27 protein-coding genes and 2 tRNA genes are annotated in these 23,547 nt (G+C 53.1%); 9 read left to right on the forward strand and 20 right to left on the reverse strand.

The window, feature by feature from the left end; all coding sequences use genetic code 11:
- Nucleotides 1-4: 4 nt before the first annotated feature.
- From nusA to rlmE, 9 genes are all read right to left on the reverse strand, one after another.
- Complete coding sequence (nusA, locus tag RAC65_RS19325) at nt 5-1,492, reverse strand: transcription termination factor NusA (protein ID WP_006121762.1); 1,488 nt, start codon at nt 1,490-1,492, stop codon at nt 5-7.
- Between the two features lie 24 nt (nt 1,493-1,516).
- On the reverse strand, nt 1,517-1,969 hold the full coding sequence (rimP, locus tag RAC65_RS19330) for a ribosome maturation factor RimP (RefSeq protein ID WP_006121761.1): 453 nt from the start codon (nt 1,967-1,969) through the stop codon (nt 1,517-1,519).
- 211 nt (nt 1,970-2,180) lie between these two features.
- A tRNA-Met gene (locus tag RAC65_RS19335) sits at nt 2,181-2,257 on the reverse strand.
- Between the two features lie 59 nt (nt 2,258-2,316).
- Nucleotides 2,317-2,403: transfer RNA gene (locus RAC65_RS19340), tRNA-Leu, on the reverse strand.
- A 48-nt stretch (nt 2,404-2,451) separates the two neighbouring features.
- Complete coding sequence (gene secG, locus RAC65_RS19345) at nt 2,452-2,787, reverse strand: preprotein translocase subunit SecG (RefSeq protein ID WP_006121760.1); 336 nt, start codon at nt 2,785-2,787, stop codon at nt 2,452-2,454.
- Nucleotides 2,788-3,005: 218 nt separating this feature from the next.
- Entirely contained in the window at nt 3,006-4,340 is a 1,335-nt protein-coding gene (glmM, locus tag RAC65_RS19350) for a phosphoglucosamine mutase (protein ID WP_033739188.1), read from the reverse strand.
- 5 nt (nt 4,341-4,345) lie between these two features.
- Nucleotides 4,346-5,179, reverse strand: a complete 834-nt coding sequence (gene folP / locus RAC65_RS19355) for a dihydropteroate synthase (protein ID WP_006121758.1) — start codon at nt 5,177-5,179, stop codon at nt 4,346-4,348.
- Between the two features lie 80 nt (nt 5,180-5,259).
- Nucleotides 5,260-7,188, reverse strand: coding sequence for an ATP-dependent zinc metalloprotease FtsH (gene ftsH / locus RAC65_RS19360; protein ID WP_033739186.1), 1,929 nt, complete (start codon nt 7,186-7,188; stop codon nt 5,260-5,262).
- A gap of 113 nt (nt 7,189-7,301) precedes the next feature.
- Nucleotides 7,302-7,931, reverse strand: coding sequence for a 23S rRNA (uridine(2552)-2'-O)-methyltransferase RlmE (gene rlmE, locus RAC65_RS19365; protein WP_006121756.1), 630 nt, complete (start codon nt 7,929-7,931; stop codon nt 7,302-7,304).
- Nucleotides 7,932-8,057: 126 nt separating this feature from the next.
- On the opposite strand from rlmE, the gene yhbY reads away from it, so the two are divergent.
- Nucleotides 8,058-8,351, forward strand: coding sequence for a ribosome assembly RNA-binding protein YhbY (gene yhbY, locus RAC65_RS19370; protein WP_006121755.1), 294 nt, complete (start codon nt 8,058-8,060; stop codon nt 8,349-8,351).
- Between the two features lie 106 nt (nt 8,352-8,457).
- On the opposite strand, the gene greA is transcribed toward yhbY, so the two are convergent.
- The gene (greA, locus tag RAC65_RS19375; protein WP_006121754.1) at nt 8,458-8,934 is read right to left on the reverse strand and encodes a transcription elongation factor GreA; all 477 of its coding nucleotides are present in this window, start codon (nt 8,932-8,934) and stop codon (nt 8,458-8,460) included.
- A gap of 245 nt (nt 8,935-9,179) precedes the next feature.
- On the opposite strand from greA, the gene dacB reads away from it, so the two are divergent.
- Nucleotides 9,180-10,613 carry a serine-type D-Ala-D-Ala carboxypeptidase gene (dacB, locus tag RAC65_RS19380; RefSeq protein WP_033739262.1) on the forward strand — a complete coding sequence of 478 codons (1,434 nt, stop codon included), beginning with the start codon at nt 9,180-9,182 and terminating at the stop codon, nt 10,611-10,613.
- A gap of 444 nt (nt 10,614-11,057) precedes the next feature.
- Here the strand turns inward: dacB and cgtA are convergent, their stop codons facing one another.
- From cgtA to rplU, 3 genes are all read right to left on the reverse strand, one after another.
- Nucleotides 11,058-12,230, reverse strand: a complete 1,173-nt coding sequence (gene cgtA / locus RAC65_RS19385) for an Obg family GTPase CgtA (protein WP_033739183.1) — start codon at nt 12,228-12,230, stop codon at nt 11,058-11,060.
- A gap of 243 nt (nt 12,231-12,473) precedes the next feature.
- The gene (gene rpmA, locus RAC65_RS19390) at nt 12,474-12,731 is read right to left on the reverse strand and encodes a 50S ribosomal protein L27 (RefSeq protein WP_006121751.1); all 258 of its coding nucleotides are present in this window, start codon (nt 12,729-12,731) and stop codon (nt 12,474-12,476) included.
- A gap of 15 nt (nt 12,732-12,746) precedes the next feature.
- Entirely contained in the window at nt 12,747-13,058 is a 312-nt protein-coding gene (gene rplU / locus RAC65_RS19395; RefSeq protein WP_006121750.1) for a 50S ribosomal protein L21, read from the reverse strand.
- 255 nt (nt 13,059-13,313) lie between these two features.
- Here rplU and ispB point away from each other — a divergent pair, with 255 nt between their 5' ends.
- A complete protein-coding gene (ispB, locus tag RAC65_RS19400) occupies nt 13,314-14,285 on the forward strand; it encodes an octaprenyl diphosphate synthase (RefSeq protein WP_006121749.1) in 972 nt (323 codons plus the stop codon).
- Nucleotides 14,286-14,506: 221 nt separating this feature from the next.
- Nucleotides 14,507-14,788, forward strand: coding sequence for a helix-turn-helix transcriptional regulator (locus RAC65_RS19405; RefSeq protein WP_006121748.1), 282 nt, complete (start codon nt 14,507-14,509; stop codon nt 14,786-14,788).
- A 73-nt stretch (nt 14,789-14,861) separates the two neighbouring features.
- Here the strand turns inward: RAC65_RS19405 and murA are convergent, their stop codons facing one another.
- From murA to mlaF, 7 genes are all read right to left on the reverse strand, one after another.
- Nucleotides 14,862-16,121: a UDP-N-acetylglucosamine 1-carboxyvinyltransferase gene (gene murA / locus RAC65_RS19410; protein ID WP_006121747.1), complete on the reverse strand. Its 1,260-nt coding sequence runs from the start codon at nt 16,119-16,121 to the stop codon at nt 14,862-14,864.
- Between the two features lie 63 nt (nt 16,122-16,184).
- A complete protein-coding gene (gene ibaG / locus RAC65_RS19415) occupies nt 16,185-16,442 on the reverse strand; it encodes a BolA family iron metabolism protein IbaG (RefSeq protein ID WP_006121746.1) in 258 nt (85 codons plus the stop codon).
- A 122-nt stretch (nt 16,443-16,564) separates the two neighbouring features.
- Nucleotides 16,565-16,861, reverse strand: coding sequence for a lipid asymmetry maintenance protein MlaB (mlaB, locus tag RAC65_RS19420; RefSeq protein ID WP_006121745.1), 297 nt, complete (start codon nt 16,859-16,861; stop codon nt 16,565-16,567).
- Nucleotides 16,861-17,493 carry a phospholipid-binding protein MlaC gene (gene mlaC, locus RAC65_RS19425; RefSeq protein ID WP_006121744.1) on the reverse strand — a complete coding sequence of 211 codons (633 nt, stop codon included), beginning with the start codon at nt 17,491-17,493 and terminating at the stop codon, nt 16,861-16,863. The genes mlaB and mlaC overlap by 1 nt, the downstream gene beginning before the upstream one ends.
- Before the next feature lie 15 nt (nt 17,494-17,508).
- Nucleotides 17,509-18,060: an outer membrane lipid asymmetry maintenance protein MlaD gene (gene mlaD, locus RAC65_RS19430; RefSeq protein ID WP_006121743.1), complete on the reverse strand. Its 552-nt coding sequence runs from the start codon at nt 18,058-18,060 to the stop codon at nt 17,509-17,511.
- Nucleotides 18,061-18,064: 4 nt separating this feature from the next.
- A complete protein-coding gene (mlaE, locus tag RAC65_RS19435) occupies nt 18,065-18,847 on the reverse strand; it encodes a lipid asymmetry maintenance ABC transporter permease subunit MlaE (RefSeq protein WP_006121742.1) in 783 nt (260 codons plus the stop codon).
- A gap of 4 nt (nt 18,848-18,851) precedes the next feature.
- Complete coding sequence (mlaF, locus tag RAC65_RS19440) at nt 18,852-19,667, reverse strand: phospholipid ABC transporter ATP-binding protein MlaF (protein WP_006121741.1); 816 nt, start codon at nt 19,665-19,667, stop codon at nt 18,852-18,854.
- Between the two features lie 212 nt (nt 19,668-19,879).
- Between mlaF and RAC65_RS19445 the strand changes: the two genes are divergently transcribed.
- Genes RAC65_RS19445 through lptA form a run of 5 tightly spaced genes read left to right on the forward strand, consistent with a single transcriptional unit; the run spans nt 19,880 to nt 23,544 of the window.
- Nucleotides 19,880-20,860 (forward strand): calcium/sodium antiporter, encoded by a 981-nt coding sequence (locus tag RAC65_RS19445; RefSeq protein WP_006121740.1) that lies wholly within the window; start codon nt 19,880-19,882, stop codon nt 20,858-20,860.
- 16 nt (nt 20,861-20,876) lie between these two features.
- Entirely contained in the window at nt 20,877-21,863 is a 987-nt protein-coding gene (kdsD, locus tag RAC65_RS19450) for an arabinose-5-phosphate isomerase KdsD (RefSeq protein WP_006121739.1), read from the forward strand.
- Between the two features lie 13 nt (nt 21,864-21,876).
- Complete coding sequence (gene kdsC, locus RAC65_RS19455; RefSeq protein ID WP_039338895.1) at nt 21,877-22,443, forward strand: 3-deoxy-manno-octulosonate-8-phosphatase KdsC; 567 nt, start codon at nt 21,877-21,879, stop codon at nt 22,441-22,443.
- Nucleotides 22,440-23,021 carry an LPS export ABC transporter periplasmic protein LptC gene (lptC, locus tag RAC65_RS19460; protein WP_262959772.1) on the forward strand — a complete coding sequence of 194 codons (582 nt, stop codon included), beginning with the start codon at nt 22,440-22,442 and terminating at the stop codon, nt 23,019-23,021. The genes kdsC and lptC overlap by 4 nt, the downstream gene beginning before the upstream one ends.
- A complete protein-coding gene (lptA, locus tag RAC65_RS19465; protein WP_033739170.1) occupies nt 22,990-23,544 on the forward strand; it encodes a lipopolysaccharide ABC transporter substrate-binding protein LptA in 555 nt (184 codons plus the stop codon). The genes lptC and lptA overlap by 32 nt, the downstream gene beginning before the upstream one ends.
- Nucleotides 23,545-23,547 lie beyond the last annotated feature (3 nt).

A 23,547-nucleotide genomic window follows, 5' to 3' on the forward strand; every position in this document is an offset into this window, starting at 1 on the left:
GTTATTACGCGTCATCGCCGAACCAGCAGATATTGCGTGCGGCCATAATCAGCGCGCCAGCTTGCTCATCAGTCAGCCCTTCAATATCAGTCAGATCGTCAACACCTTGCTCAGCAAGGTCTTCCAGCGTGCAAACGCCTTTGGATGCCAGGCGGAAAGCCAGTGCACGATCCAGACCCTCAAGATTCAAGAGGTCTTCTGCAGGTTCCTGATTCCCCAAGCTCTCTTCTTTAGCCAGTGCCAGGGTGGTTAACGCATTTTTTGCTCGTTCACGCAGGGCTTCAATGGTCTCTTCGTCGAGGCCGTCGATTTCCAACAGCTCGTTAATTGGCACATAGGCCAGTTCTTCCAACGATGAGAAGCCCTCTTCCACCAGAATGGTGGCGAACTCTTCGTCGATGTCGAGATGTTTAGTGAACATATCGATCGCTGCATGGGCTTCAGCCTGATGCTTCGCCTGCAGATCATCGACGGTCATCACGTTCAGCTCCCAGCCACTCAGCTGTGAAGCCAGACGCACGTTTTGGCCATTACGGCCGATCGCCTGGGCCAGATTGCCAGCCTCAACGGCGATATCCATCGTGTGGTTGTCTTCATCAACCACGATTGACGCCACATCAGCCGGAGCCATGGCGTTAATAACAAACTGTGCCGGGTTGTCGTCCCACAGCACGATATCGATACGCTCGCCGCCCAGTTCACTGGACACGGCCTGAACACGCGCACCGCGCATACCGACGCAGGCACCCACCGGATCAATACGTTTGTCGTTCGTTTTTACTGCAATTTTAGCGCGTGAACCCGGATCGCGGGCTGCGGCTTTAATTTCAAGCACTTCTTCGCCAATTTCTGGTACTTCAATGCGGAACAGTTCGATCAGCATTTCTGGCTTTGAGCGGGTCACAAACAGCTGTGCACCACGCGCTTCCGGGCGAACGGCATACAGAACACCGCGAATACGGTCACCAGGGCGGAAGTTTTCGCGCGGCAGCATATCCTCACGCAGGATTACCGCTTCAGCATTGTTGCCCAGATCCAGTGAAATATTGTCACGGTTAACTTTTTTCACCACGCCGGTGATGATTTCGCCTTCCTGCTCACGGAACTGATCCACGACCATTGCGCGCTCGGCTTCACGTACTTTTTGCACGATAACCTGTTTTGCGGTCTGGGTAGTAATGCGGTCAAAGGTGACAGATTCAATCTGATCTTCAACGTAGTCGCCCAGATTGAGGGACTCATCTTCGTAGCGAGCCGCATCCAGCGTGATCTCACGCGTTGGCTGAGTGACCTGCTCTACGATTTCCCAACGGCGGAACGTATCAAAGTCGCCACTTCTGCGGTCGATGCTGACGCGGACGTCAATTTCCTGCTCGTACTTTTTCTTGGTCGCAGTCGCCAGCGCGCTCTCCAGCGCTTCGAAGATTTTCTCACGCGGCAGGGCTTTTTCGTTAGAAACGGCTTCTACAACAGCTAAGATCTCTTTGTTCATCCTGGTTAGCCTCAATCCGGACTTTTAAAAGTGGGGGACCAGGTTCGCTTTCTGAATATTACTCAGCGCGAACACCTCGTCATTACCCTCAACGTTTACCGTTATCATCTCGCCTTCTACAGACTTGATGATTCCCTGCCATTTACGGCGGTTTTGAACGGCCATACGCAGCACCAGGCTCACCTCATCGCCGGTAAAGCGTGCATAATGTTCTGCAGTGAACAGAGGACGGTCGAGCCCCGGTGAGGACACTTCAAGGTGGTAAGGGACGGTGATGGGATCTTCCACATCCATCACGGCACTCACCTGGTGGCTGACGTCCGCGCAATCGTCAACATTGATGCCATCTTCACTGTCAATATAGATGCGCAGGGTTGATGTGCGACCACGAACGAATTCAATTCCGACCAGTTCGTAGCCGAGCGCTTCTACCGGAGCAGATACCAACTCTGTCAATTTTTGCTCTAATGTGGACAAGCCCACCCCCAAGACATAAAAAAAGGGCCTATAGCCCAGTATTACGATTCGCTAATAACAAAAAACCCCGAATAGTCGGGGCTTTTTATCACTGGACCCTGTATGCCGCATTGCGGCCCGGACGCCCATCCAAAAGAATTTTTTTCAAAATTCGCTGCTAATGCGCCCGTCGATGCATACAGTATATTTGAAAAAGAACTCTAAGGGAAAGTGGTTGCGGGGGCCGGATTTGAACCGACGACCTTCGGGTTATGAGCCCGACGAGCTACCAGGCTGCTCCACCCCGCGTCCGAAAACGTGGCGAATGTTACGCCGATCATGCATAAAATGCAAGTCTAACTAAGATTTGGTACCGAGGACGGGACTTGAACCCGTAAGCCCTTTCGAGCACTACCACCTCAAGGTAGCGTGTCTACCAATTTCACCACCTCGGTACTGCACTGACTGCGACGTTGAACTGCCGCTTATGACGCTTAACGCTATTAGTGCGGGATATCGTTGCCCGGCGTAGCCGGTTTAGCTGGCTGAGTCTGCTGTTGAGACTGAGCTGGCGCAGTGAGGTTATCCCACTCACTTCCTTTGGCTGTTTTATTACTGTTCAGGTTACCCAGAATCAAGCTGATGACGAAAAACAGCGTAGCCAGTACGGCGGTCATACGAGTCATGAAATTACCTGACCCGGTTGAACCGAACAGCGTACCTGACGCGCCTGCACCGAATGATGCACCCATATCAGCGCCTTTGCCTTGCTGCAGCATGATAAGACCTACCAGGCCAATTGCTACAATAAGGAAAACAACCAACAGAGCTTCGTACATAATCAACCTGTTTCCTTGCGCGTAATCCGCACAGTTAAAGCTTCAACCAATTTGACGGGGAGTTTCTTCATCACCCATCAGAAGCGGGTGTGAATACTAACCAATGGCGCATACCTCTGCAAGTGCAATTTACATGCGGCACGCTGATTGCAGAAAAAAGCGCCAGTGCGATGATTTTGCAGGCAGGTTCACTGCGATGTCCCCGCCTGCCAGCTGCCTCAGACGGCTTTAACCGCATCGGCAATTCGATTCGCCAGCGCCGTCACCTGGGTTTCATCCTCACCCTCTACCATTACGCGGATTAGCGGTTCCGTGCCCGATTTACGCAGCAGCACGCGTCCTTTTCCGGCCAGGGCTTTTTCCACGTCCTCGGCTACCGCTTTAACGGCATCGCTTTCCAGCGGATCGTGCTCGCCGGCGAAGCGGACATTTACCAGCACCTGAGGCAGCATTTTCATGCCGGTGCAGAGATCGTGCAGGCTCATATGGTTACGAACCATAGCTGTAAGTACTTGCAAACTTGCAACGATGCCGTCACCCGTAGCGATCTTATCCAGCAGGATCACATGACCGGAGTTTTCCGCTCCCAGGCGCCAGCCTTTTTCCTGCATTTTTTCCAGTACATAGCGGTCGCCCACTTTTGCACGAACGAACGGAATACCCAGCTGTTTCAGCGCCAGCTCCAGCCCCATGTTGCTCATCAGCGTGCCGACCACACCACCGCGCAACTGCCCCTGACGCAGACCTTCGCGGGCGATGATATACAGAATCTGGTCCCCATCCACTTTCTTGCCAAGGTGGTCGACCATCATGATGCGATCGCCGTCACCGTCATAGGCCAGACCGATGTCCGCTTTTTCAGCCAGTACGCGTTCCTGCAGCATCCTGAGATCGGTCGCACCGCATGCTTTATTAATGTTCATGCCATCAGGCTGGACGCCAACTGCAATCACCGTCGCACCGAGTTCACGCAGGACATTAGGCGCAATGTGATAAGTGGCACCGTTTGCACAGTCGACGACAATTTTCAGGCCACTAAGGCTGAGTTCGCTGGGGAACGTACCTTTACAAAATTCAATGTAACGCCCGGCCGCGTCAACAATACGGCTGGCACGCCCCAACTGGGCGGATTCCACGCAGGTAAGCGGTTTTTCCATTTCCAGTTCGATCGCCTCTTCCACGTCATCGGGCAGTTTCGTCCCTTCGGCGGAGAAAAACTTAATGCCGTTATCATCAAACGGATTGTGCGACGCGGAAATCACGATGCCGGCTTCGGCACGGAACGTGCGGGTCAGATAGGCAATAGCGGGCGTGGGCATTGGGCCGGTAAACGCCGCGGACAACCCTGCGGCTGCGAGACCGGCTTCCAGCGCGGATTCCAGCATATAGCCTGAAATGCGCGTGTCTTTACCAATGATAATTTTTTTGGAGCCGTGACGGGCCAGTACTTTACCCGCCGCCCAACCGAGCTTTAATACAAAGTCAGGGGTAATCGGTGACTCACCGACTTTGCCGCGAATCCCATCGGTACCGAAATATTTACGTTCGCTCATCCTCTTCATCCTTTCGCTCTTTGTGTCGCTTCAACCACCCGCATCGCTTCGACGGTTTCTTTTACATCGTGGGCGCGAATAATGTGCGCGCCCTGCATGGCGGCAATAACCGCACAGGCCAGGCTGCCCGTCAGGCGCTGGGAAGGCCCCACATTCAGCAGTTGTCCAATCATTGATTTGCGTGACATGCCAACCAACAGCGGCAGCGCAAAACGGTGAAATTTACTGAGGTGGGCCAGCAGTTCATAATTGTGGCTGAGATTCTTACCGAAACCGAAGCCCGGGTCGAGTAACAGATTCTCTTTTTTTATGCCTGCGGCTTCGCAGCGGGCCAGTTGTTCAACGAAGTAAGTGTCCACTTCGCTTACAATATCCTTATAGGCGGGTGCCTGCTGCATCGTACGCGGTTCGCCCTGCATATGCATCAGACAAACCGGTAAGCCCGTTGCCGCTGCCGCTGCCAACGCGCCAGGCTCAGACAGCGAGCGCACATCATTGATAATGTGAGCCCCTGCGCTGGCGGCTTCACGAATCACGTCGGCTTTGGACGTATCGACTGATATCCATACCTCAAAGCGTTGAGCGATAGCTTCGACCACCGGAATCACCCGTTCAAGCTCCTCCTCAACGCTCACTTCGTCAGCGCCCGGACGCGTGGACTCGCCCCCCACGTCAATGATTGTTGCGCCAGCGTTCACCATCTCGTTAGTGTGCGTTAACGCATCGACCAGCGCATTGTGTTTACCACCATCGGAAAAAGAGTCCGGCGTGACGTTGAGAATGCCCATCACATGTGGAAATGACAAATCGAGATGGGAATCACGGGCGAACAGTTTCATGGTGAAAAACTCCTTGTGGCTCAATGTATAGATGTAAAAAACCCCGGACCAGCCGGGGTTTTATTAAAAGACCTGACGTCTTATTTGTCGAACTGTTCTGACATGGTATTGCCTGGATTCGGCGTACGCGGTTCATCGACCGGACGCGGGGCCTTTGGCGTACCGTTACTGTCTGAATTGCTGCTGCCCGGATCTTCCCAGCCTGCTGGCGGACGCACTTCACGGCGTGCCATCAGGTCGTCAATCTGCGGTGCATCAATGGTTTCATACTTCATCAGCGCATCTTTCATCGCGTGAAGAATGTCCATGTTTTCGCCCAGGATCTGGCGAGCGCGCTGATAGTTCGTATCGATCAAGTGTTTAACTTCCTGGTCGATAATACGGGCAGTTTCATCTGACATATGCTTGGCTTTTGCCACTGAACGGCCCAGGAACACTTCACCGTCTTCTTCAGCATACAGCAGCGGGCCCAGTTTCTCAGAGAAGCCCCACTGGGTTACCATGTTACGGGCCAGGTTGGTTGCCACTTTGATATCGTTAGAGGCACCGGTAGAGACATGTTCTGCACCGTAGATGATCTCTTCCGCCAGACGACCGCCGTACAGGGTCGAAATCTGACTTTCCAGCTTCTGACGGCTTGCGCTAATCGCATCACCTTCAGGCAGGAAGAAGGTCACACCTAATGCACGACCGCGCGGAATAATGGTCACTTTGTGCACCGGATCGTGTTCCGGTACCAGACGACCAATAATCGCGTGGCCGGCCTCATGGTAAGCCGTAGACTCTTTCTGTGCTTCGGTCATCACCATGGAACGGCGCTCTGCACCCATCATGATTTTGTCTTTGGCTTTTTCGAATTCCACCATCGACACAACGCGTTTATTGCTGCGTGCAGCAAACAGCGCCGCTTCGTTCACCAGGTTCGCCAGATCGGCACCGGAGAAGCCTGGCGTACCGCGCGCAATGATGGCCGCATCAATGTCGGTTGCCAAGGGTACACGACGCATATGCACTTTCAGAATCTGCTCACGACCACGTACGTCTGGCAAGCCCACGACAACCTGACGGTCAAAGCGGCCCGGACGCAGCAGCGCAGGGTCAAGTACGTCTGGACGGTTGGTCGCGGCAATCACGATGATGCCTTCGTTACCTTCAAAGCCATCCATTTCAACCAGCATCTGGTTCAGGGTTTGTTCACGCTCATCGTGCCCTCCCCCTAAACCGGCACCACGCTGGCGACCAACGGCATCGATCTCATCGATGAAGATAATGCACGGTGCCGCTTTCTTAGCCTGTTCAAACATGTCACGGACGCGAGACGCACCCACACCGACGAACATTTCAACAAAGTCAGAACCTGAAATGGTAAAGAACGGTACTTTCGCTTCACCGGCAATGGCTTTCGCCAGCAGGGTTTTACCGGTACCCGGCGGGCCGACCATCAGAACGCCTTTCGGGATTTTACCCCCCAGCTTCTGGAAACGGCTCGGTTCACGCAGGTATTCGACCAGCTCACCGACTTCCTCTTTCGCTTCGTCACAGCCTGCTACGTCAGCAAAAGTGGTTTTAATCTGATCTTCCGTTAGCATGCGGGCTTTGCTCTTACCAAAGGACATTGCGCCTTTGCCGCCACCGCCCTGCATTTGCCGCATGAAGAAAATCCACACACCAATCAGCAGTAACATTGGGAACCAGGAAATGAAGATCGACGCCAGCAGGCTTGGCTCTTCAGGCGGCTCACCAACCACTTTAACGTTCTTGGTCAACAGGTTATCGAGTAACTTGGGATCATTGACAGGAATGTAGGTGGTGTATTTATTACTGTCTTTTTTGGTTACGTTAATTTCACGCCCGTTAATACGTGCCTCGCGGACCTGATCCTGGTTCACTTCCGACAGGAAGGTTGAATAATCAACCCTACGGCCATTTGACTCGCTGGGCCCAAAGCTCTGGAAGACTGACATCAGTACAACCGCGATGACTAGCCAGAGAATCAGGTTTTTCGCCATGTCACTCAAGGGATTAACCTCATATTACAACGGTGTTAACAGATAGCGTAGGGTACTATAGATCCTTCGTACATGGAATCGCAGCGGGAAGGCTGGATGATCCACCACGTTGGCTACAGCTTGCGCCCAGTCGCCACAATATAAACTTCACGTGAACGTGAACGTGAAGCGTCAGGCTTACGTATTTTCACTTTCGTGAACAGGGATCGAATTTCCCGCAGGTATTCATCAAAGCCATCCCCCTGGAACACTTTCACTACAAAACTCCCGCCGGGAGCCAAAATGTCACGACACATCTCTAACGCCAGCTCAACCAAATACATCGACCGGGGAATATCTACGGCAGGTGTACCACTCATATTCGGTGCCATATCAGACATGACGACCTGGACTTTCTGATCGCCCACACGCTCAAGCAACGCGTTAATCACCGATTCTTCACGAAAATCGCCTTGAAGAAAATCGACACCAACAATAGGATCCATAGGCAGGATATCACATGCAATGACACGCCCTTTGGACCCAATTTGCTGTACCACATATTGCGACCAGCCACCGGGTGCAGCACCCAGATCTACCACGGTCATACCGGGTTTGAAAAGCTTGTCACCCTGTTGTATTTCATCAAGTTTAAACCAGGCGCGCGAACGCAACCCTTTTTTCTGTGCCTGGAGCACGTATTTATCGCTAAAGTGTTCCTGTAGCCAGCGGCTGGAGCTGGCTGAACGCTTTTTACCGGTCATAAAATTTCCAACTAAATCGTCATCGTAGCGATAAATCTGCACGCAGTAGGTTGCGTCGATTTGGCGATATACCCGAGATGGCGGTAGAATGAACCGTTTTCAATCCCCGAGTAAGTAAATAATACGATGAATCTAAGTACCAAACAAAAACAGCACCTGAAAAGCCTCGCCCATCCGCTCAAGCCAGTCGTCATGCTCGGAGGCAATGGCCTGACCGAAGGTGTGCTGGCAGAGATCGAACACGCGCTGGGACACCACGAGTTAATCAAGGTGAAAGTCGCCTCTGAAGATCGTGAGACCCGGCAGCTGATCGTCGACGCTATCGTACGTGAAACTGGCGCCGTCAACGTTCAGTTGATAGGTAAAACGCTGGTGCTGTATCGCCCCGCTAAAGAGAGCAAGATTTCTCTGCCACGTTAAGTGGGCAAAGAAAGTGCCATGCTCTTACATGGGATAAAAGGCCGCAGCGCGGCCTTTTTCCTTTCTTTACATTGTACTGCAACCCGTTACAAAAGGTTGCCACCTGTCAGATGTATTCCACCTTCAGGATTTCGTACTCCACATCGCCGCCCGGCGTTTTAATAATCGCCACGTCATCGGCTTCTTTCCCCACCAGGCCACGCGCCATTGGCGAGTTAACAGAAATCAGATTTTGCTTAAAGTCTGCTTCATCGTCACCTACGATGCGGTACGTAAACTCTTCATCCGTATCCACATTCAGGACCGTCACCGTCGCGCCAAAAATGACGCGGCCGGTTTTAGGCATTTGGGTGACGTCGATAACCTGCGCATTAGAGAGTTTGGCCTCAATCTCCTGAATACGTCCCTCACAGAACCCCTGTTCTTCACGCGCAGCGTGGTATTCGGCATTCTCTTTCAAATCGCCGTGCTCGCGGGCCTCCGCGATGGAGGCAATAATGCGCGGGCGTTTCACCGTTTTCAGCTCATGCAGCTCTTCGCGCAGCCTTTCAGCGCCTCTTAACGTCATCGGAATCTGGTTCATTTTAGCTCCTCGTCATCAATCCTGTTTCACGGTGCATCCTGACCGGTGACTGCAGAAAAAAGCGTTCTGCGGCGCCATGCCTCATTTTGCAAATAAAAGAAGACTGACCCGGAAATGTTCCAGGCCAGAAAAGGTTTTGCAATTTGATACGTATTTTACCCCAGAGTTCCCTGCGGGTCATCGTTTACTTTGCACCGTCCAGGGACGTAGTATTGTCGCCTTCACCTGTCAGTTGCCGCGAGATTATGCGATTTTCACGACTTGTTACCGGATTAACCTGTGCGTTTATGCTGCAGGCACAAGCAGCACCCGTTGATGAATACATGCAGTATCTGCCAGATGGTGCCAACCTGGCTTTACTGGTGCAAAAAGTGGGCGCAACTACGCCGATCATTGATTACCACGGGAAACAGATGGCGCTTCCCGCCAGTACCATGAAAGTCATCACCGCGCTGGCGGCATTACTGGAACTGGGCGGTGATTATCGTTTTCAAACGACCTTTGAGACCAAAGGTGCGCTGATCGATGGCACACTGAATGGCGATCTTGTTGCCCGTTTCGCTGGCGATCCCACGCTGGGCCGCCAGGATCTGCGTAATATGGTCGCAGCCTTAAAAAAACAAGGCATCACGCATATCAAAGGCAATCTGGTCATTGATACCTCGGTGTTTGCCAGCCATGATGCGGCGCCGGGTTGGCCGTGGAACGATATGACGCAGTGCTTTAGCGCACCGCCCGCTGCGGCTATCGTCGATAAAAACTGTTTCTCCGTGTCGCTCTACAGTGCGGATAAGCCCGGCGAAAACGCCTTCGTGCGCATCGCCTCTTATTATCCGGCGCACATGCTGAGCCAGGTGCGCACCATTGGGCGCAACAGTGGCGAGGGTCAGTATTGCGAACTGGATGTGGTGCCAGGTGAGCTGAACCGCTATACCCTGACCGGCTGTCTGCGTCAGCGTAGCGATCCCCTTCCGCTGGCCTTTGCCGTTCAGGATGGTGCCGCCTGGGCCGGCGAGATTCTGAAATCTGAACTGCGTTCCGCCGGTATTGATTACAGCGGACATCTGCTGCGCCAGACACAGGTCACTGAGCCGGGCACCGTGCTGGCCTCAACCCAGTCTGCGCCGCTGCATACGTTGCTGCATATGATGCTGAAGAAGTCCGACAATATGATCGCCGACACGGTGTTCCGCACCATTGGCCATCATTACTTTAATGTGCCGGGCACCTTCCGCGCCGGGTCAGACGCGGTGCGCCGTATCCTGCGTGAAAAAGCGAATATCGATTTGGGTAACAGTATTCAGGTTGATGGTTCCGGCTTGTCGCGCCACGATCTCATCTCTCCCGCCACCATGATGCAGGTGCTGCAGTACATTGCGCAAAATGACAGCAAGCTGGATTATATTTCCATGCTGCCCCTGGCGGGTCATGACGGCACGCTGCAATATCGCGGCGGCCTGCATGAAGCCGGTCTGGATGGCAAAGTCTCTGCCAAAACGGGTTCACTGCAGGGCGTTTACAACCTTGCCGGTTTTATCACCACGTCCAGCGGGGCGCGCGTCGCGTTTGTGCAGTTCCTGTCCGGCTATGCGGTACCGCCGGAAGATCAGCGCACGCGCCGTATTCCACTGGTGCGGTTCGAAAGTCGGCTCTATCGCGATATCAACAAGAACTACTAACTGATGTCGATAAAAGCGCAGTGGGATCAACGCCGCTGCGCTTTTTTATTGCCCTGACAGGCGTTCGCCCTTCCCCTTTGCCTCACTGTTTTATTCTTACTGCCATCGCGTTAGTGACGTTCCTCGGGCTGACGCCACGGGCCATTAAACACGCCGTGAGCCGCGACACGTTAGCCACGTAAGTGAACCTCAGGCTTTTATGCGAAGGAGGGAAAGCATAGTGAGATACAGGCTGTATGAAGAAACTGGCAGACATACGCCAGGGCTGCGCGGGTGAACCCAGCGCCTGCCCGCTGGATTTCGGCGTATACGTCGAAGCGGGTAGCAGGCGGTTTGTCCACTGCCTGCGGCATTTGAGTTATCAACGGCAAGGCGTGATAGCGGGCAAAGACAGGCCGGAAAGAAAACTGCCCCCATTCCGGCAGAAGGGGGCAGCAAAGTGTGTTAACGCTGATAAATGATTTCGACGCCTTCGTCGTCATCTTCATCCCAGTCGTCATCCCACTCTTCATCGTCTTCAACAGCCGCGTTCTCGAGGGCTTCTTTGTGGTAGTCGTCCCACATGAATTCCACTTTCTCAGGCTGTTTTTCTTCAACGTCCGCTTCTTTCGGATTGGCGTTGATAAAGCTCATCACATCCCAGCACAGGTCGGTCACGCCCTGACGGCTGGCCGCCGAGATAAGGTAGTACTTCTCTTCCCAGCCCAGCGCCTCAGCAATGGCTTTTGCGCGCGCCTGTGCTTCTTCTTCATCAATCAGATCGACTTTGTTAAACACCAGCCAGCGCGGCTTGTTGAATAACTTATCGCTGTATTTTTCCAGCTCACCCAGAATAATACGGGCGTTCTCAACCGGATCGCTCTCGTCAATCGGGGCGATGTCAATCAGGTGCAACAGAACACGGCAACGTTCCAGATGTTTCAGGAAGCGAATCCCCAGACCGGCGCCTTCTGCAGCACCTTCAATCAGCCCCGGAATATCGGCGACGACGAAGCTCTGCTCGCTGTCCATACGTACAACGCCCAGGCTGGGTACCAGGGTGGTAAAAGGATAATCAGCCACTTTCGGCTTGGCAGCGGAAACCGCACGGATAAAGGTGGATTTACCGGCATTCGGTAAGCCCAGCATGCCCACGTCAGCCAGCAGCATCAGCTCCAGTTGCAGGTCACGTTTCTCGCCTGCGGTGCCCATGGTTTTCTGCCGTGGGGTACGGTTGACCGAGGATTTAAAACGGGTGTTACCCAGACCGTGCCAGCCGCCTTTTGCCACCATCAGCGTCTGCTGGTGACGCGTCATATCGCCCAGTGTCTCGCCCGTTCCCTGGTCAATAACGCGGGTTCCGACGGGGACTTTAATCGTAATATCTTTGCCGCGTTTACCCGTACAGTCGCGACTCTGACCATTCTGACCACGCTCAGCGCGGAAAGATTTTTCGAAACGATAATCGATCAGGGTGTTAAGGTTTTCGTCAGCGACTAAATATACGTCACCGCCGTCACCACCATCACCGCCGTCCGGGCCGCCTTTTGGGATATATTTTTCACGGCGGAAACTGACACAGCCATTACCGCCATCACCTGCGACGACCAAAATTGTCGCTTCATCAACAAACTTCATTTTCTTTCTCCGTCACACAATCGTCTGCAACAGGCTGCAAACGGGTCCGCCAGGGTCGTTCTGCGCTGACCAGCGGCGGATAAATCAAAACTGGCTCTCGCCAGCATGTACATAAAGTGTACAACACGCAGCCAGGCTATGTCGCCTGTCTGGCGACAGGTCGCAGAATGTAAAAAGCCCCGCAAGAGTTGCGGGGCCTTCAATTCGTGCGTTCAGACGGTAGCCGTCTGCGTCACGACAACCTTACTCAGCAACGATGCTGATGTATTTACGGTTGTTCGGACCTTTAACTTCGAATTTTACTTTGCCGTCTGCGGTAGCAAACAGAGTGTGGTCACGACCACAACCTACGTTGTTACCGGCGTGGAATTTGGTACCACGCTGACGAACGATGATGCTACCTGCCAGAACAGATTCACCACCGAAACGTTTTACACCCAGACGTTTTGCATTGGAGTCACGACCATTTCGAGTCGAACCACCAGCCTTTTTATGTGCCATTTGTCAGATCTCCTCTTACGCCGTGATACCAGTGATTTTCACATCAGTGAACCACTGGCGATGGCCAGCTTGCTTACGGTAGTGCTTACGACGACGAAACTTAACGATTTTAACTTTCTCGCCACGACCATGAGCAACAACTTCTGCCTTGATCACACCGCCTGAAACCAGTGGCGCGCCGATTTTCACGTCTTCGCCATTTGCAATCATCAGAACCTGGTCAAACTCGATGGTTTCACCGGTTGCGATGTCCAGCTTTTCCAGGCGAACGGTCTGACCTTCGCTTACTCGGTGTTGTTTACCACCACTTTGGAAAACCGCGTACATATAAAACTCCGCTTCTGCGCTTGCCTTTTAGTTCATCAGGCGGCGCGCTAAATATTCACAATAGGGCGCGAATTCTACGCAAAACTCAAACAGAAGACAAGAGCACTTTGCACACTCTTGCAGAAAAAAAACACAGGCTCAATGCAAACGTTTCTCAACCTGAAAATTCAAGTACAATCAGTAACAGATTACTGAACGCTGGCTGGGTAAAACCGCTTACCATGGCAGAGAAACGAGTCATAGCTGAAAAGACGAATGAACTTAGAACAGATTAACGAATTAACCGCACAGGACATGGCTGCCGTTAACCAGACCATACTCGACCAGCTGAATTCAGATGTCTCGCTCATCAACCAGCTGGGTTATTACATCATCAGTGGCGGCGGTAAACGCATCCGGCCCATGATTGCCGTGCTGTCTGCTCGCGCCATGGGTTACCAGGGCGATTTACACGTGACCAACGCGGCGCTAATCGAATTTATCCACACCGCCACGCTGTTGCATGACGATGTCGTGGATGAATCCGATATGCGCCGTGGAAAAGCCACCGCGAACGCCGCATTTGGTAACGCGGCCAGCGTACTGGTCGGTGATTTTATTTATACCCGCGCTTTCCAGATGATGACCAGCATGGGCTCGTTGCGCATTCTGGCGCTGATGTCCGAGGCGGTGAACGTGATCGCTGAAGGAGAAGTGCTCCAGCTGATGAACGTCAACGATCCCGACATCACCGAAGAGAGCTATATGCGGGTGATATACAGCAAAACCGCGCGCTTATTTGAAGCCGCCTCTCAGGCCTCGGCGATTCTGGCGGAAGCGACGCCAGCGCAGGAAAAAGCGCTGCAGGATTACGGACGTTATTTGGGAACGGCTTTCCAGTTAATCGATGATTTACTGGACTACAGTGCCGATGGTGAAACCCTGGGCAAAAATACCGGTGACGATCTCAGCGAAGGTAAACCCACGCTGCCTCTGCTTCATGCCATGAACAACGGATCGCCTGAACAGGCTAAAATGATCCGTGAGGCGATTGAACAGGGGAACGGCCGCCATTTACTGGCTCCCGTTCTGGAAGCGATGAACCAGTGCGGCTCTCTGGAATGGACGCGCAAGCGTGCTGAGCAGGAAGCGGATAAAGCCATCGCGGCATTACAAATCCTGCCTGAAACCCCATGGCGCACGGCGCTGGAATCTCTGGCTCACATGTCGGTTCAACGCGATTTCTAATCGCTGACGGGGCCTGACGGCCTCGTCTTCTTTCTTTCCCCCGCCGCTGTTGCAGTCATTACCATCCTTTTGCGTCAGGCCGCGCAGTTCTGTCTGCTTACGGAAATATTACTGGAACCTTATGGAAACTTTCTGATATAAACCACCATAAGTTTCCAGATGTATTTTAAAGCACGTCAGAATCCCCCCGCACGCTTCGCACTGACAAGGAGAAAACAGTAATGCAAAAAAGGACAGAGGACTGGCATCCTGCCGATATTATTGCCGCACTGCGCAAACGTGGTACAACGCTGGCGGCATTGTCCCGCCAGGCAGGATTAAGCTCATCAACACTGGCTAACGCCCTTTCACGGCCATGGCCAAAAGGGGAATGGCTGATTGCTGATGCGATCAATGTCCACCCATCAGAGATATGGCCAAGCCGCTATTACGATCCTGAAACGAACAGCCTACTGGATCGAAAAAAACGTGTGCGATCGTCCGATCAGACGACCAAAAACTAACATCGGGTTAGTGCCAGACGAAAAAAAACCAGCCCGTATGCCAGGCTGGTTTTTTACAGGCCTGTCCGAAACACTATTCGCCGCTGACGCGCTCGATGTTTGCGCCCATCGCTTTTAGCTTATCTTCGATATGCTCGTAACCCCGATCGATGTGGTAAATGCGATCGACCAGCGTTGTGCCTTCCGCAATACACCCTGCCAGCACCAGGCTTGCCGATGCACGGAGATCCGTCGCCATCACCTGCGCGCCCGACAAGGTTTCCACACCGTGACAGATTGCGGTATTGCTCTCAATTTCTGCGTGAGCACCCATACGAATCAGTTCAGGGATGTGCATAAAACGGTTTTCAAAAATGGTTTCGGTGATTAGCCCCGTGCCTTCCGCGACCAAATTCAGCAGGGTGAACTGCGCCTGCATATCGGTCGGGAAACCCGGATGAGGAGCGGTACGCACGTTGACCGCTTTAGGGCGCTTACCGTGCATATCCAGGCTGATCCAGTCTTCACCGGTTTCAATGTCTGCACCGGCATCACGCAGTTTCGCCAGCACTGCGTCCAGAGTGTCAGGCTGCGCATTGCGGCACAGCACTTTCCCCCCCGAAATAGCAGCCGCCACCAGGAAGGTGCCGGTCTCAATACGGTCTGGCAGGACGCGATAAACCCCACCGCCCAGACGCTCAACGCCTTCAATGGTGATTTTATCCGTGCCTGCGCCCGAAATTTTTGCACCCAGCGTATTAAGGAAATTGGCGGTATCCACGATTTCAGGTTCACGCGCCGCGTTCTCAATCACCGTGGTCCCGGTTGCCAGCGTCGCGGCACTCATAATGGTCACCGTCGCGCCTACGCTGACTTTATCCATCACGATCAGCGCCCCTTTCAGGCGACCGTTAACTGAGGCTTTTACATAGCCTTCTTCCAGCTTAATCTCGGCACCCAACTGCTCAAGACCCGAGATATGCAGGTCTACCGGGCGCGCACCGATGGCGCAACCGCCAGGCAGTGAGACTTCGCCCTGACCGAAACGGGCCACTAACGGACCAAGCGCCCAAATAGAGGCACGCATGGTTTTCACAAGGTCATAGGGTGCACAAAAAACGTCTACGCCGCTGGCATCGACGTGAACGGAACCGTTGCGCTCAACCTTCGCACCTAACTGGGTTAACAGCTTCATAGTGGTGTCGATGTCACGCAGCTTCGGCACATTCGTAATCTCAACCGGCTCTTCGGCCAGTAAAGCTGCAAACAGAATTGGCAGTGCGGCGTTCTTCGCCCCGGAAATGGTGACTTCACCACTTAAACGGGTGGGGCCTTGCACACGAAATTTATCCATTAACACGGTTCTCAATTAACTGGCTATTAAACGGTCGCGCAGGTGGCGCAGCCCTTGCGGGGATCAGAAACCGTTCAGTTTACGGTCACGCGCCCACTCTGCAGGCGTGTAGGTTTTGATGGATACCGCATGAATGCGGTTATCCGCAATGAATTCCATCAGCGGCGCATAAACAGCCTGCTGTTTCTTAACGCGGCTTAACTCACCAAACAGTTCGCCCACGGCGATCACCTGGAAATGGCTGCCATCGTTGCTCATGACATGAACTTCTTCTAAAGGCAGTGCTGCCATCAGCACAGCCTGAATTTCACTGTTTTCCATTGCTCTTAACTTCACTTAATAATAATAAGGCTGACATAGTAGAGGAAAGTGCCTGATTCTTAAATACGCAAAAGCCCCTGTCGGCGACCGGGGCTAAGGCTGAGAAGGCGAATACAGGCGCTTTAATCCGCAGAAACAATAATTTGTTGCAGGTTGTAAAGGGTGATCAACGACTGCAGTTTGTCACCGATGCCAACAAACTGCAGCGCGCCGCCCTGCTGCGAGACGATTTCCCGCAGGTGGACCAACAGCGCCAGGCCTGAGGTATCCACACGTTCCAGAGCTGAAACGTCGATCAGCGTCGCCCCGCTAATCAACGTTTCACGCTGCTCCCAGAGATCCAGCAGCGTGTCACGATCCAGCTCACCTTCCAGCCGTAGCGTGTTCGCCTCGCGGCTCCAGTGCAGTGAGGGCTGCATTATTTGTTTTGATCCAGTGTGATTGGCTGTTTCGCTGACGCTTCAAGTTGCGCAGTCAATGCATCAATCCCTTTCGTACGTAACAGATCGCCCCACTCATTTTGTTTCGTGGTGATCATGCTGACCCCTTCTGCGATCATATCGAACGCCTGCCAGTTACCGGTCTGGCTGTTTTTACGCCACTGGAAATCCAGGCGCACTGGCGGACGGCCCTGAGGATCGATGATCGTCACACGGATGGCGACAATATTGGCATTGCCCAGCGGTTTCGCAGGTTCGATCTGGTAAGTCTGACCGTGATAAAGCGCTAACGCCTGGCCATAGGCCTGAGCCAGATAATCACCAAAAGCCTTAAAATAGGCTTCGCGCTGTGCCGGTGTGGCTTCCCGATAGAAACGGCCCAGGACTAACGCCCCCGCATATTTAATCTGCACATAAGGCAGCAGCTCCTGGCGGACGATATCACGCAGGTAGTTGGGATCCTGCTTGATTTTCGCCTGCTCGCTTTTCAGGCGGGTAAAAGTTTTATTAGCCGCTTCATTCATCAACGTATAAGGATTGCTTTGATCGGCTGCTGTCGCCGCCAATGGCGCGATCGCCAGCATGGCAATCATCAGAAAACGTTTAAACATCATGTTATCCCTCTGTTAAGGTTGAGCGGCTGCGGGAGCGGCAGTATCGCCACCCTGCGCATCCTTACTGTCACCGGTTTGCTTGTTACCTTTGTTGTCGCCGCTTTTATACAGGAACTGGCCTATCAGGTCCTCCAGTACCATCGCCGACTTGGTATCGCGTATCGTGCCACCATCGTTTAACATCGCCGAGCCCAGCTCAGGATCGTCAAAGCCAACGTTTAACGACAGAAACTGCTCGCCCAGCAAGCCCTGAGTACGGATGGCCAGCGAACTGGTGTCCGGAATCTGGTTGGCATACTTGTCGCTGATATCCATCGTGACGCGTGGCAGTAATGTTTTCGGTTCAAGTGAAATATCTGTCACCCGACCAATCACGACACCACCAATTTTAACAGGCGAACTGACTTTCAGGCCGCCGATATTATCGAAGGTGGCATACAGCTTCCAGGTGGGTTCTGTCCCCAGCGATTTAAGATCCGCCACGCGCAGGCAAAGGAACAGCACCGCTAACAGTGCCATGATCATAAAAACGCCAACCCAAATTTCGCTTTTTTTGCTTTGCATCGCATCAATTCCCAAACATCAGTGCTGTCAGCACAAAATCTAAACCGAGGACCGCCAGTGATGCATGCACCACGGTGCGCGTCGTGGCGCGACTAATACCTTCAGAGGTCGGAATCGCATCGTAACCATTAAACAGCGCGATCCAGGTAACCGTGACGGCAAAAACGGCGCTTTTAATAATGCAGTTAACCACATCGCTACGAAAATCGACGGCATTTTGCATCGCCGACCAGAAGAAGCCAGGGTCAATACCTTTCCAGCTCACGCCCACCAGCGCGCCGCCGGTAATCCCTACGGCGGTGAAGATGAGTGCCAGCAGCGGCATGCTGATAAAGCCTGCCCAAAAACGTGGTGAGACAACACGGCGCAGAGGATCGACCGCCATCATCTCCATGCTGGACAGCTGTTCCGTGGCCTTCATCAGCCCAATCTCAGCCGTTAACGCCGACCCTGCCCGACCTGCAAACAGCAGGGCTGTGACAACCGGCCCCAGTTCACGTAGCAATGACAGTGCCACCAACATGCCCAGGCTGGTTTCTGCACCATAGGTGTTTAATACCAGATAGCCCTGCAACCCCAGCACCATGCCGATAAATAACCCGGAGACCACAATGATCACCAAAGACAGGACGCCAATGCTGTAGAGTTGTTTGACTAACAGCGGGAAGTGTTTGCGAAACGCGGGTTTACCGACCAGCGCATGAAAAAGCATCAATCCGGCACGCCCAAAGCTGGCGCAGGTTCCAATCCCCCGACGTCCTAATGACGCCAGTGCTTTTAACAACATCAGCTTAGCTTCTCCCTGACCCGGTTAAATCGGCCAAATAATCGCCCGCCGGAAAACGAAACGGTACGGGCCCGTCCGCAATGCCGTCGATAAACTGGCGCACGCGTGGGTCATTGTTGGCACGCAAATCGGGCGTGGTCCCGTGCGCGATAATTTTTTGTCCCGCCACGATATAAGCATAATCGGCAATACTTAACACTTCAGGCACGTCATGCGACACCACAATGCATGTCAGTCCCAGTGCATGGTTAAGCTCATCAATCAGTTTAACCAGTACGCCCATGGTAATAGGATCCTGACCCACAAACGGCTCATCGAACATAATTAACTCGGGCTCCAGGGCAATAGCCCGAGCCAGGGCCACCCTGCGCGCCATTCCGCCCGAAAGCTCCGCAGGTTTCAACTGCGCGGCACCCCGTAACCCCACGGCTTCCAGCTTCATCATGACGGTGCTGTGCAGAAGCGCCGCCGGCAACCGTGTGTGTTCACGAAGCGGCCAGGCCACATTTTCGTAGACGGTTAAATCGGTAAAAAGTGCACCGGACTGAAACAGCATGCTCATCTTTTTACGCGCTTCATACAATCGGGTGCGCGACAATGTCGGAATGTTCTCGTCCCGGAACCAGATCTCGCCGCTGTCAGGCTGAAGTTGCCCGCCAATCAAGCGCAGCAGCGTTGTTTTCCCGATCCCTGACGGCCCCATGATCGCCGTCACTTTGCCTTTGGGTACCGTAAGGGAAATATCGTCGAAAATTTTGCGATCGCCACGTGAGAAACTCACGCCACGAACCTCAACCAGGTTCGTTTTTTGTTGGATCATTATCACCTCTATTACGGATCGGGCGTAAACATAGGGTACGATGGTAGCCTGTTAAGGTTAAACGCACGATAGCTTTACAGAAACTTAATGCAAAGATTTGGCGAAAACGGTCATAAAATTTACTTTTGTCGCTCGGACGGTCAAAATCAGCGCCTGTTTTGTCACATCGAACCTGAAGGCAAGCCAACAGGGGTTTTAAGCAAGGATTTTTCATGTTCGTCGCAACCGCACTGCTGATTATCGGACTGCTTTTACTGGCTTATGGTGCCGATCGTCTGGTGTTTAGTGCTGCAATACTTTGCCGATCGTTCGGGATCCCACCGTTAATCATCGGCATGACCGTCGTCAGTATCGGTACCTCGCTTCCGGAGATCATCCTTTCCTTCTCCGCTGCGCAGTATGGCCAAATGGATCTGGCGGTGGGCACCGCGCTTGGTTCGAACATCACCAATATACTTTTGATTCTCGGCGGCGCGGCGCTGTTGCATCCGCTCAGTATCCATTCCAACTTAATTCGCCGTGAACTGCCGCTGATGGTGCTGGTCTCATTACTGAGCGGTATTACGCTGTTTGATAACTATCTTAGTCGACTGGACGGTATCGCCCTGATTGCCATCGCCGCGATTTATCTGATTGTGACTATTCGCATCGCGCGTAAAGCAGAAAATGACAATAACGATACGCTGACGCGTGAACAACTGGCTGAGCTGCCACGCGAAGAGACGGGTAACACCGTGGCCTTTCTCTGGCTGGCTGTCGCCCTGATTATCCTGCCCATGTCGACACACATGGTGATTGATAATGCGACGGTCTTTGCCGACTACTTTGGCGTGAGTGAACTGGTTATGGGGCTGACGCTTATCGCCGTCGGCACCAGTCTGCCGGAGCTGGCTACGGTCATCGCCGGTGCGTTGAAAGGCGAAGATGATATTGCGATTGGCAACCTGATTGGGGCCAATATTTATAACCTCGCTATCGTGTTGGGCCTGCCGGCACTGATTCACCCCGGCAGCGTCGATTATCACGCTTTTGCACGCGATTACTGGATAATGCTTGGCGTAAGCGTACTGTTCGCCATGCTTTGTCTGTTGCGCCACCGACGCATTGGCCGTACGGCGGGGACGCTTTTACTCTGTGGTTTCTTCGTCTGGGTAACGTTGCTGTGGCTACAGCCAGCGTTTATGGGCGGCTAAAAAGGACAGATTTGCCATGTCACATCAGCAACCAACGGTAGAGTTTGATTTTCAGCGAGCCGGTAAAACGGTTCTGCGCATTGAGCGCGAAGGCCTTGAGCAGCTTGACCAGTATATCAACGAGGCTTTTTCCGACGCCTGCGCCATGATTTATGCCTGTAAGGGAAAAGTGGTGGTTATGGGGATGGGCAAGTCAGGTCATATTGGTAAAAAAATGGCGGCGACCTTTGCCAGCACCGGCACGCCGGCTTTCTTTGTGCATCCAGCGGAAGCCAGCCACGGCGACCTGGGAATGGTGGGTAAAGACGACGTGGTGCTTGCCATTTCCAATAGCGGCGAATCCAGCGAGATTCTGGCGCTGATTCCGGTGGTGAAACGCCAGCAGATTAAACTGATCTGTCTGACCAGTCGACCTGAAAGCGCCATGGCCCGGGCCGCCGATATTCATCTTTGCGTCAAGGTGCCGCAGGAAGCCTGTCCAATGGGCCTGGCCCCTACAACCAGTACCACCGCAGCTTTGGTAATGGGCGATGCACTGGCGGTCTCCCTGCTGGAGGCACGCGGCTTCACGCCTGAAGATTTCGCGCTGTCGCATCCGGGCGGTGCGCTGGGCCGTAAACTGCTGCTGCACGTGAGCGACATCATGCACAGCGGTGATGAGTTACCGCACGTCACGCGGGATGCATCATTGCGGGATGCGTTGCTGGAGATAACCCGTAAAAATCTGGGCCTGACCGTGATTGTTGACGATTTGATGAAGATTGAAGGCGTTTTTACCGATGGTGACCTGCGCCGCATCTTTGACATGGGCATCGATTTTCAAAAAGCGACCATTGCAGAAGTCATGACGCGTGGCGGCATCCGCGTACGTCCGAACGTGCTGGCCGTCGATGCGCTGAATTTAATGCAAACCAAAAACATTACCTCCCTGCTGGTAGCCGATGACGACCATCTGCTGGGTGTGGTACATATGCATGACATGCTGCGCGCAGGCGTAGTGTAAACAGGAAGACACAATGCAGTCTGAGATTGCCGCTATAGAAACATGTTACGGCCCGGTCAGTGCCGACATTATGGCCCGTGCCGGGCACATTCGCCTGCTGATTTGCGATGTGGACGGCGTGATGTCTGATGGCCTGATCTACATGGGTAACAGTGGAGAAGAACTGAAAACCTTTAATGTGCGCGACGGTTACGGCATTCGTTGCCTGCTGACCTCGGACATTGAAGTGGCTATTATTACCGGTCGCACGGCCCGGTTACTGGAAGACCGCTGCAAAACGCTGGGGATTCGCCATCTTTATCAGGGGCAATCAGATAAGCTTTTGGCCTATCGCGAACTTCTGGATACACTGTCGCTCTCTGACGAGCAGGTGGCTTATATTGGTGACGATCTGATCGACTGGCCAGTTATGGCAAAAGTAGGGCTCAGCGTAGCGGTGGCCGATGCGCACCCGCTGCTGTTAGCACGAGCGCGTTACGTCACACGTATCGCCGGTGGGCGCGGCGCAGTGCGTGAACTGTGCGATCTCATTTTGATGGCGCAAAATAAATTTGAGGATGCCAAAGGGCAATCAGTATGAGTAAAAGCAGGCGTTGGATAACGTTGGGGCTGGCCTTGATTGCGCTGGTGCTCATTGGCTGGAATTTCACTAACCGGGACAGCGACGATGGCGCACCGGTAATGAATAATGATCAAACGCCAACCTACACCAGTGCCAATTCGCATACCTTAGTCTACAACCCTCAGGGTGGCCTGGCTTATAAGCTGATCTCGGACAAAGTTACGTATTTCGAAAATACGGGAACCAGCTGGTTTGATAATCCGGTCATGACAACCTACGACGAGAATAAAATGCCGACCTGGACGGTACGTTCAGATAAAGCAAAGCTCACTAAAGATCGTATGCTGTATTTATATGGTCATGTTGAGCTGAATGCGCTGGCGCCAGATTCTGAACTGGAGCGCATCAAAACGGATAACGCTCAGGTCAATCTTGTCACTCAGGACGTCGCCTCGGACGATCAGGTGACGTTATATGGCCGCAGTTTTAACTCTACCGGCATGAAAATGCGTGGAAATTTACGGACAAAGCAAGCCGAGTTACTCGAAAAGGTCAAAACCTCTTATGAAATTCAAAATGAACAAAAACAGCATTAAGTTTTTACTGGCCAGCCTGCTGCTTGCAGCCAGCCTGCCGGCGCTGGCGCTGACCGGTGACTCGGACAAACCCGTTAATATCGACTCTGAAAATCAGTCGCTGGACCTGCAAGGCAACGTCGCGACCTTTACCGGTAATGTGGTCGTAACTCAGGGGTCGATCAAGATTACGGCAGATAAAGTCGTGGTGACCCGTCCGGGCGGCGACAGCAAAAAAACTATCGTTGATGCCTACGGCAATCCGGCGACCTTCTATCAGATGCAGGACAACGGTAAACCGGTACAGGGACACGCGTCCAAACTGCATTACGAGCTTGCTAATGACTTTGTTGAGCTGACGGGCAATGCGTACATTGAGCAGTTGGACAGCAATATTAAAGGCGACCGCATTACTTACCTGGTCAAAGAGCAAAAAATGCAGGCTTACAGCCAGGGCCAGAGCAAGCGCGTGACCACAGTTCTGGTGCCGTCGCAGTTGCAGGACAAGCCCGCGTCAACCAATAGCGAAAAAAAGAGTAACTGATCA

The organism is Pantoea sp. BS_8 (genome assembly GCF_041954965.1).
GTDB classification, from domain to species: domain Bacteria; phylum Pseudomonadota; class Gammaproteobacteria; order Enterobacterales; family Enterobacteriaceae; genus Pantoea; species Pantoea stewartii.

Bases quoted from the DNA above. Each gene is read 5' to 3' on its own strand.
- nusA (WP_006121762.1), bottom strand. From the start codon at position 1,492: ATGAACAAAGAGATCTTAGCTGTTGTAGAAGCCGTTTCTAACGAAAAA.
- secG (WP_006121760.1), bottom strand. From the start codon at position 2,787: ATGTACGAAGCTCTGTTGGTTGTTTTCCTTATTGTAGCAATTGGCCTG.
- glmM (WP_033739188.1), bottom strand. From the start codon at position 4,340: ATGAGCGAACGTAAATATTTCGGTACCGATGGGATTCGCGGCAAAGTC.
- folP (WP_006121758.1), bottom strand. From the start codon at position 5,179: ATGAAACTGTTCGCCCGTGATTCCCATCTCGATTTGTCATTTCCACAT.
- ftsH (WP_033739186.1), bottom strand. From the start codon at position 7,188: ATGGCGAAAAACCTGATTCTCTGGCTAGTCATCGCGGTTGTACTGATG.
- rlmE (WP_006121756.1), bottom strand. From the start codon at position 7,931: ATGACCGGTAAAAAGCGTTCAGCCAGCTCCAGCCGCTGGCTACAGGAA.
- yhbY (WP_006121755.1), top strand. From the start codon at position 8,058: ATGAATCTAAGTACCAAACAAAAACAGCACCTGAAAAGCCTCGCCCAT.
- greA (WP_006121754.1), bottom strand. From the start codon at position 8,934: ATGAACCAGATTCCGATGACGTTAAGAGGCGCTGAAAGGCTGCGCGAA.
- dacB (WP_033739262.1), top strand. From the start codon at position 9,180: ATGCGATTTTCACGACTTGTTACCGGATTAACCTGTGCGTTTATGCTG.
- cgtA (WP_033739183.1), bottom strand. From the start codon at position 12,230: ATGAAGTTTGTTGATGAAGCGACAATTTTGGTCGTCGCAGGTGATGGC.
- rpmA (WP_006121751.1), bottom strand. From the start codon at position 12,731: ATGGCACATAAAAAGGCTGGTGGTTCGACTCGAAATGGTCGTGACTCC.
- rplU (WP_006121750.1), bottom strand. From the start codon at position 13,058: ATGTACGCGGTTTTCCAAAGTGGTGGTAAACAACACCGAGTAAGCGAA.
- ispB (WP_006121749.1), top strand. From the start codon at position 13,314: ATGAACTTAGAACAGATTAACGAATTAACCGCACAGGACATGGCTGCC.
- RAC65_RS19405 (WP_006121748.1), top strand. From the start codon at position 14,507: ATGCAAAAAAGGACAGAGGACTGGCATCCTGCCGATATTATTGCCGCA.
- murA (WP_006121747.1), bottom strand. From the start codon at position 16,121: ATGGATAAATTTCGTGTGCAAGGCCCCACCCGTTTAAGTGGTGAAGTC.
- ibaG (WP_006121746.1), bottom strand. From the start codon at position 16,442: ATGGAAAACAGTGAAATTCAGGCTGTGCTGATGGCAGCACTGCCTTTA.
- mlaB (WP_006121745.1), bottom strand. From the start codon at position 16,861: ATGCAGCCCTCACTGCACTGGAGCCGCGAGGCGAACACGCTACGGCTG.
- mlaC (WP_006121744.1), bottom strand. From the start codon at position 17,493: ATGTTTAAACGTTTTCTGATGATTGCCATGCTGGCGATCGCGCCATTG.
- mlaD (WP_006121743.1), bottom strand. From the start codon at position 18,060: ATGCAAAGCAAAAAAAGCGAAATTTGGGTTGGCGTTTTTATGATCATG.
- mlaE (WP_006121742.1), bottom strand. From the start codon at position 18,847: ATGTTGTTAAAAGCACTGGCGTCATTAGGACGTCGGGGGATTGGAACC.
- mlaF (WP_006121741.1), bottom strand. From the start codon at position 19,667: ATGATCCAACAAAAAACGAACCTGGTTGAGGTTCGTGGCGTGAGTTTC.
- RAC65_RS19445 (WP_006121740.1), top strand. From the start codon at position 19,880: ATGTTCGTCGCAACCGCACTGCTGATTATCGGACTGCTTTTACTGGCT.
- kdsD (WP_006121739.1), top strand. From the start codon at position 20,877: ATGTCACATCAGCAACCAACGGTAGAGTTTGATTTTCAGCGAGCCGGT.
- kdsC (WP_039338895.1), top strand. From the start codon at position 21,877: ATGCAGTCTGAGATTGCCGCTATAGAAACATGTTACGGCCCGGTCAGT.
- lptC (WP_262959772.1), top strand. From the start codon at position 22,440: ATGAGTAAAAGCAGGCGTTGGATAACGTTGGGGCTGGCCTTGATTGCG.
- lptA (WP_033739170.1), top strand. From the start codon at position 22,990: ATGAAATTCAAAATGAACAAAAACAGCATTAAGTTTTTACTGGCCAGC.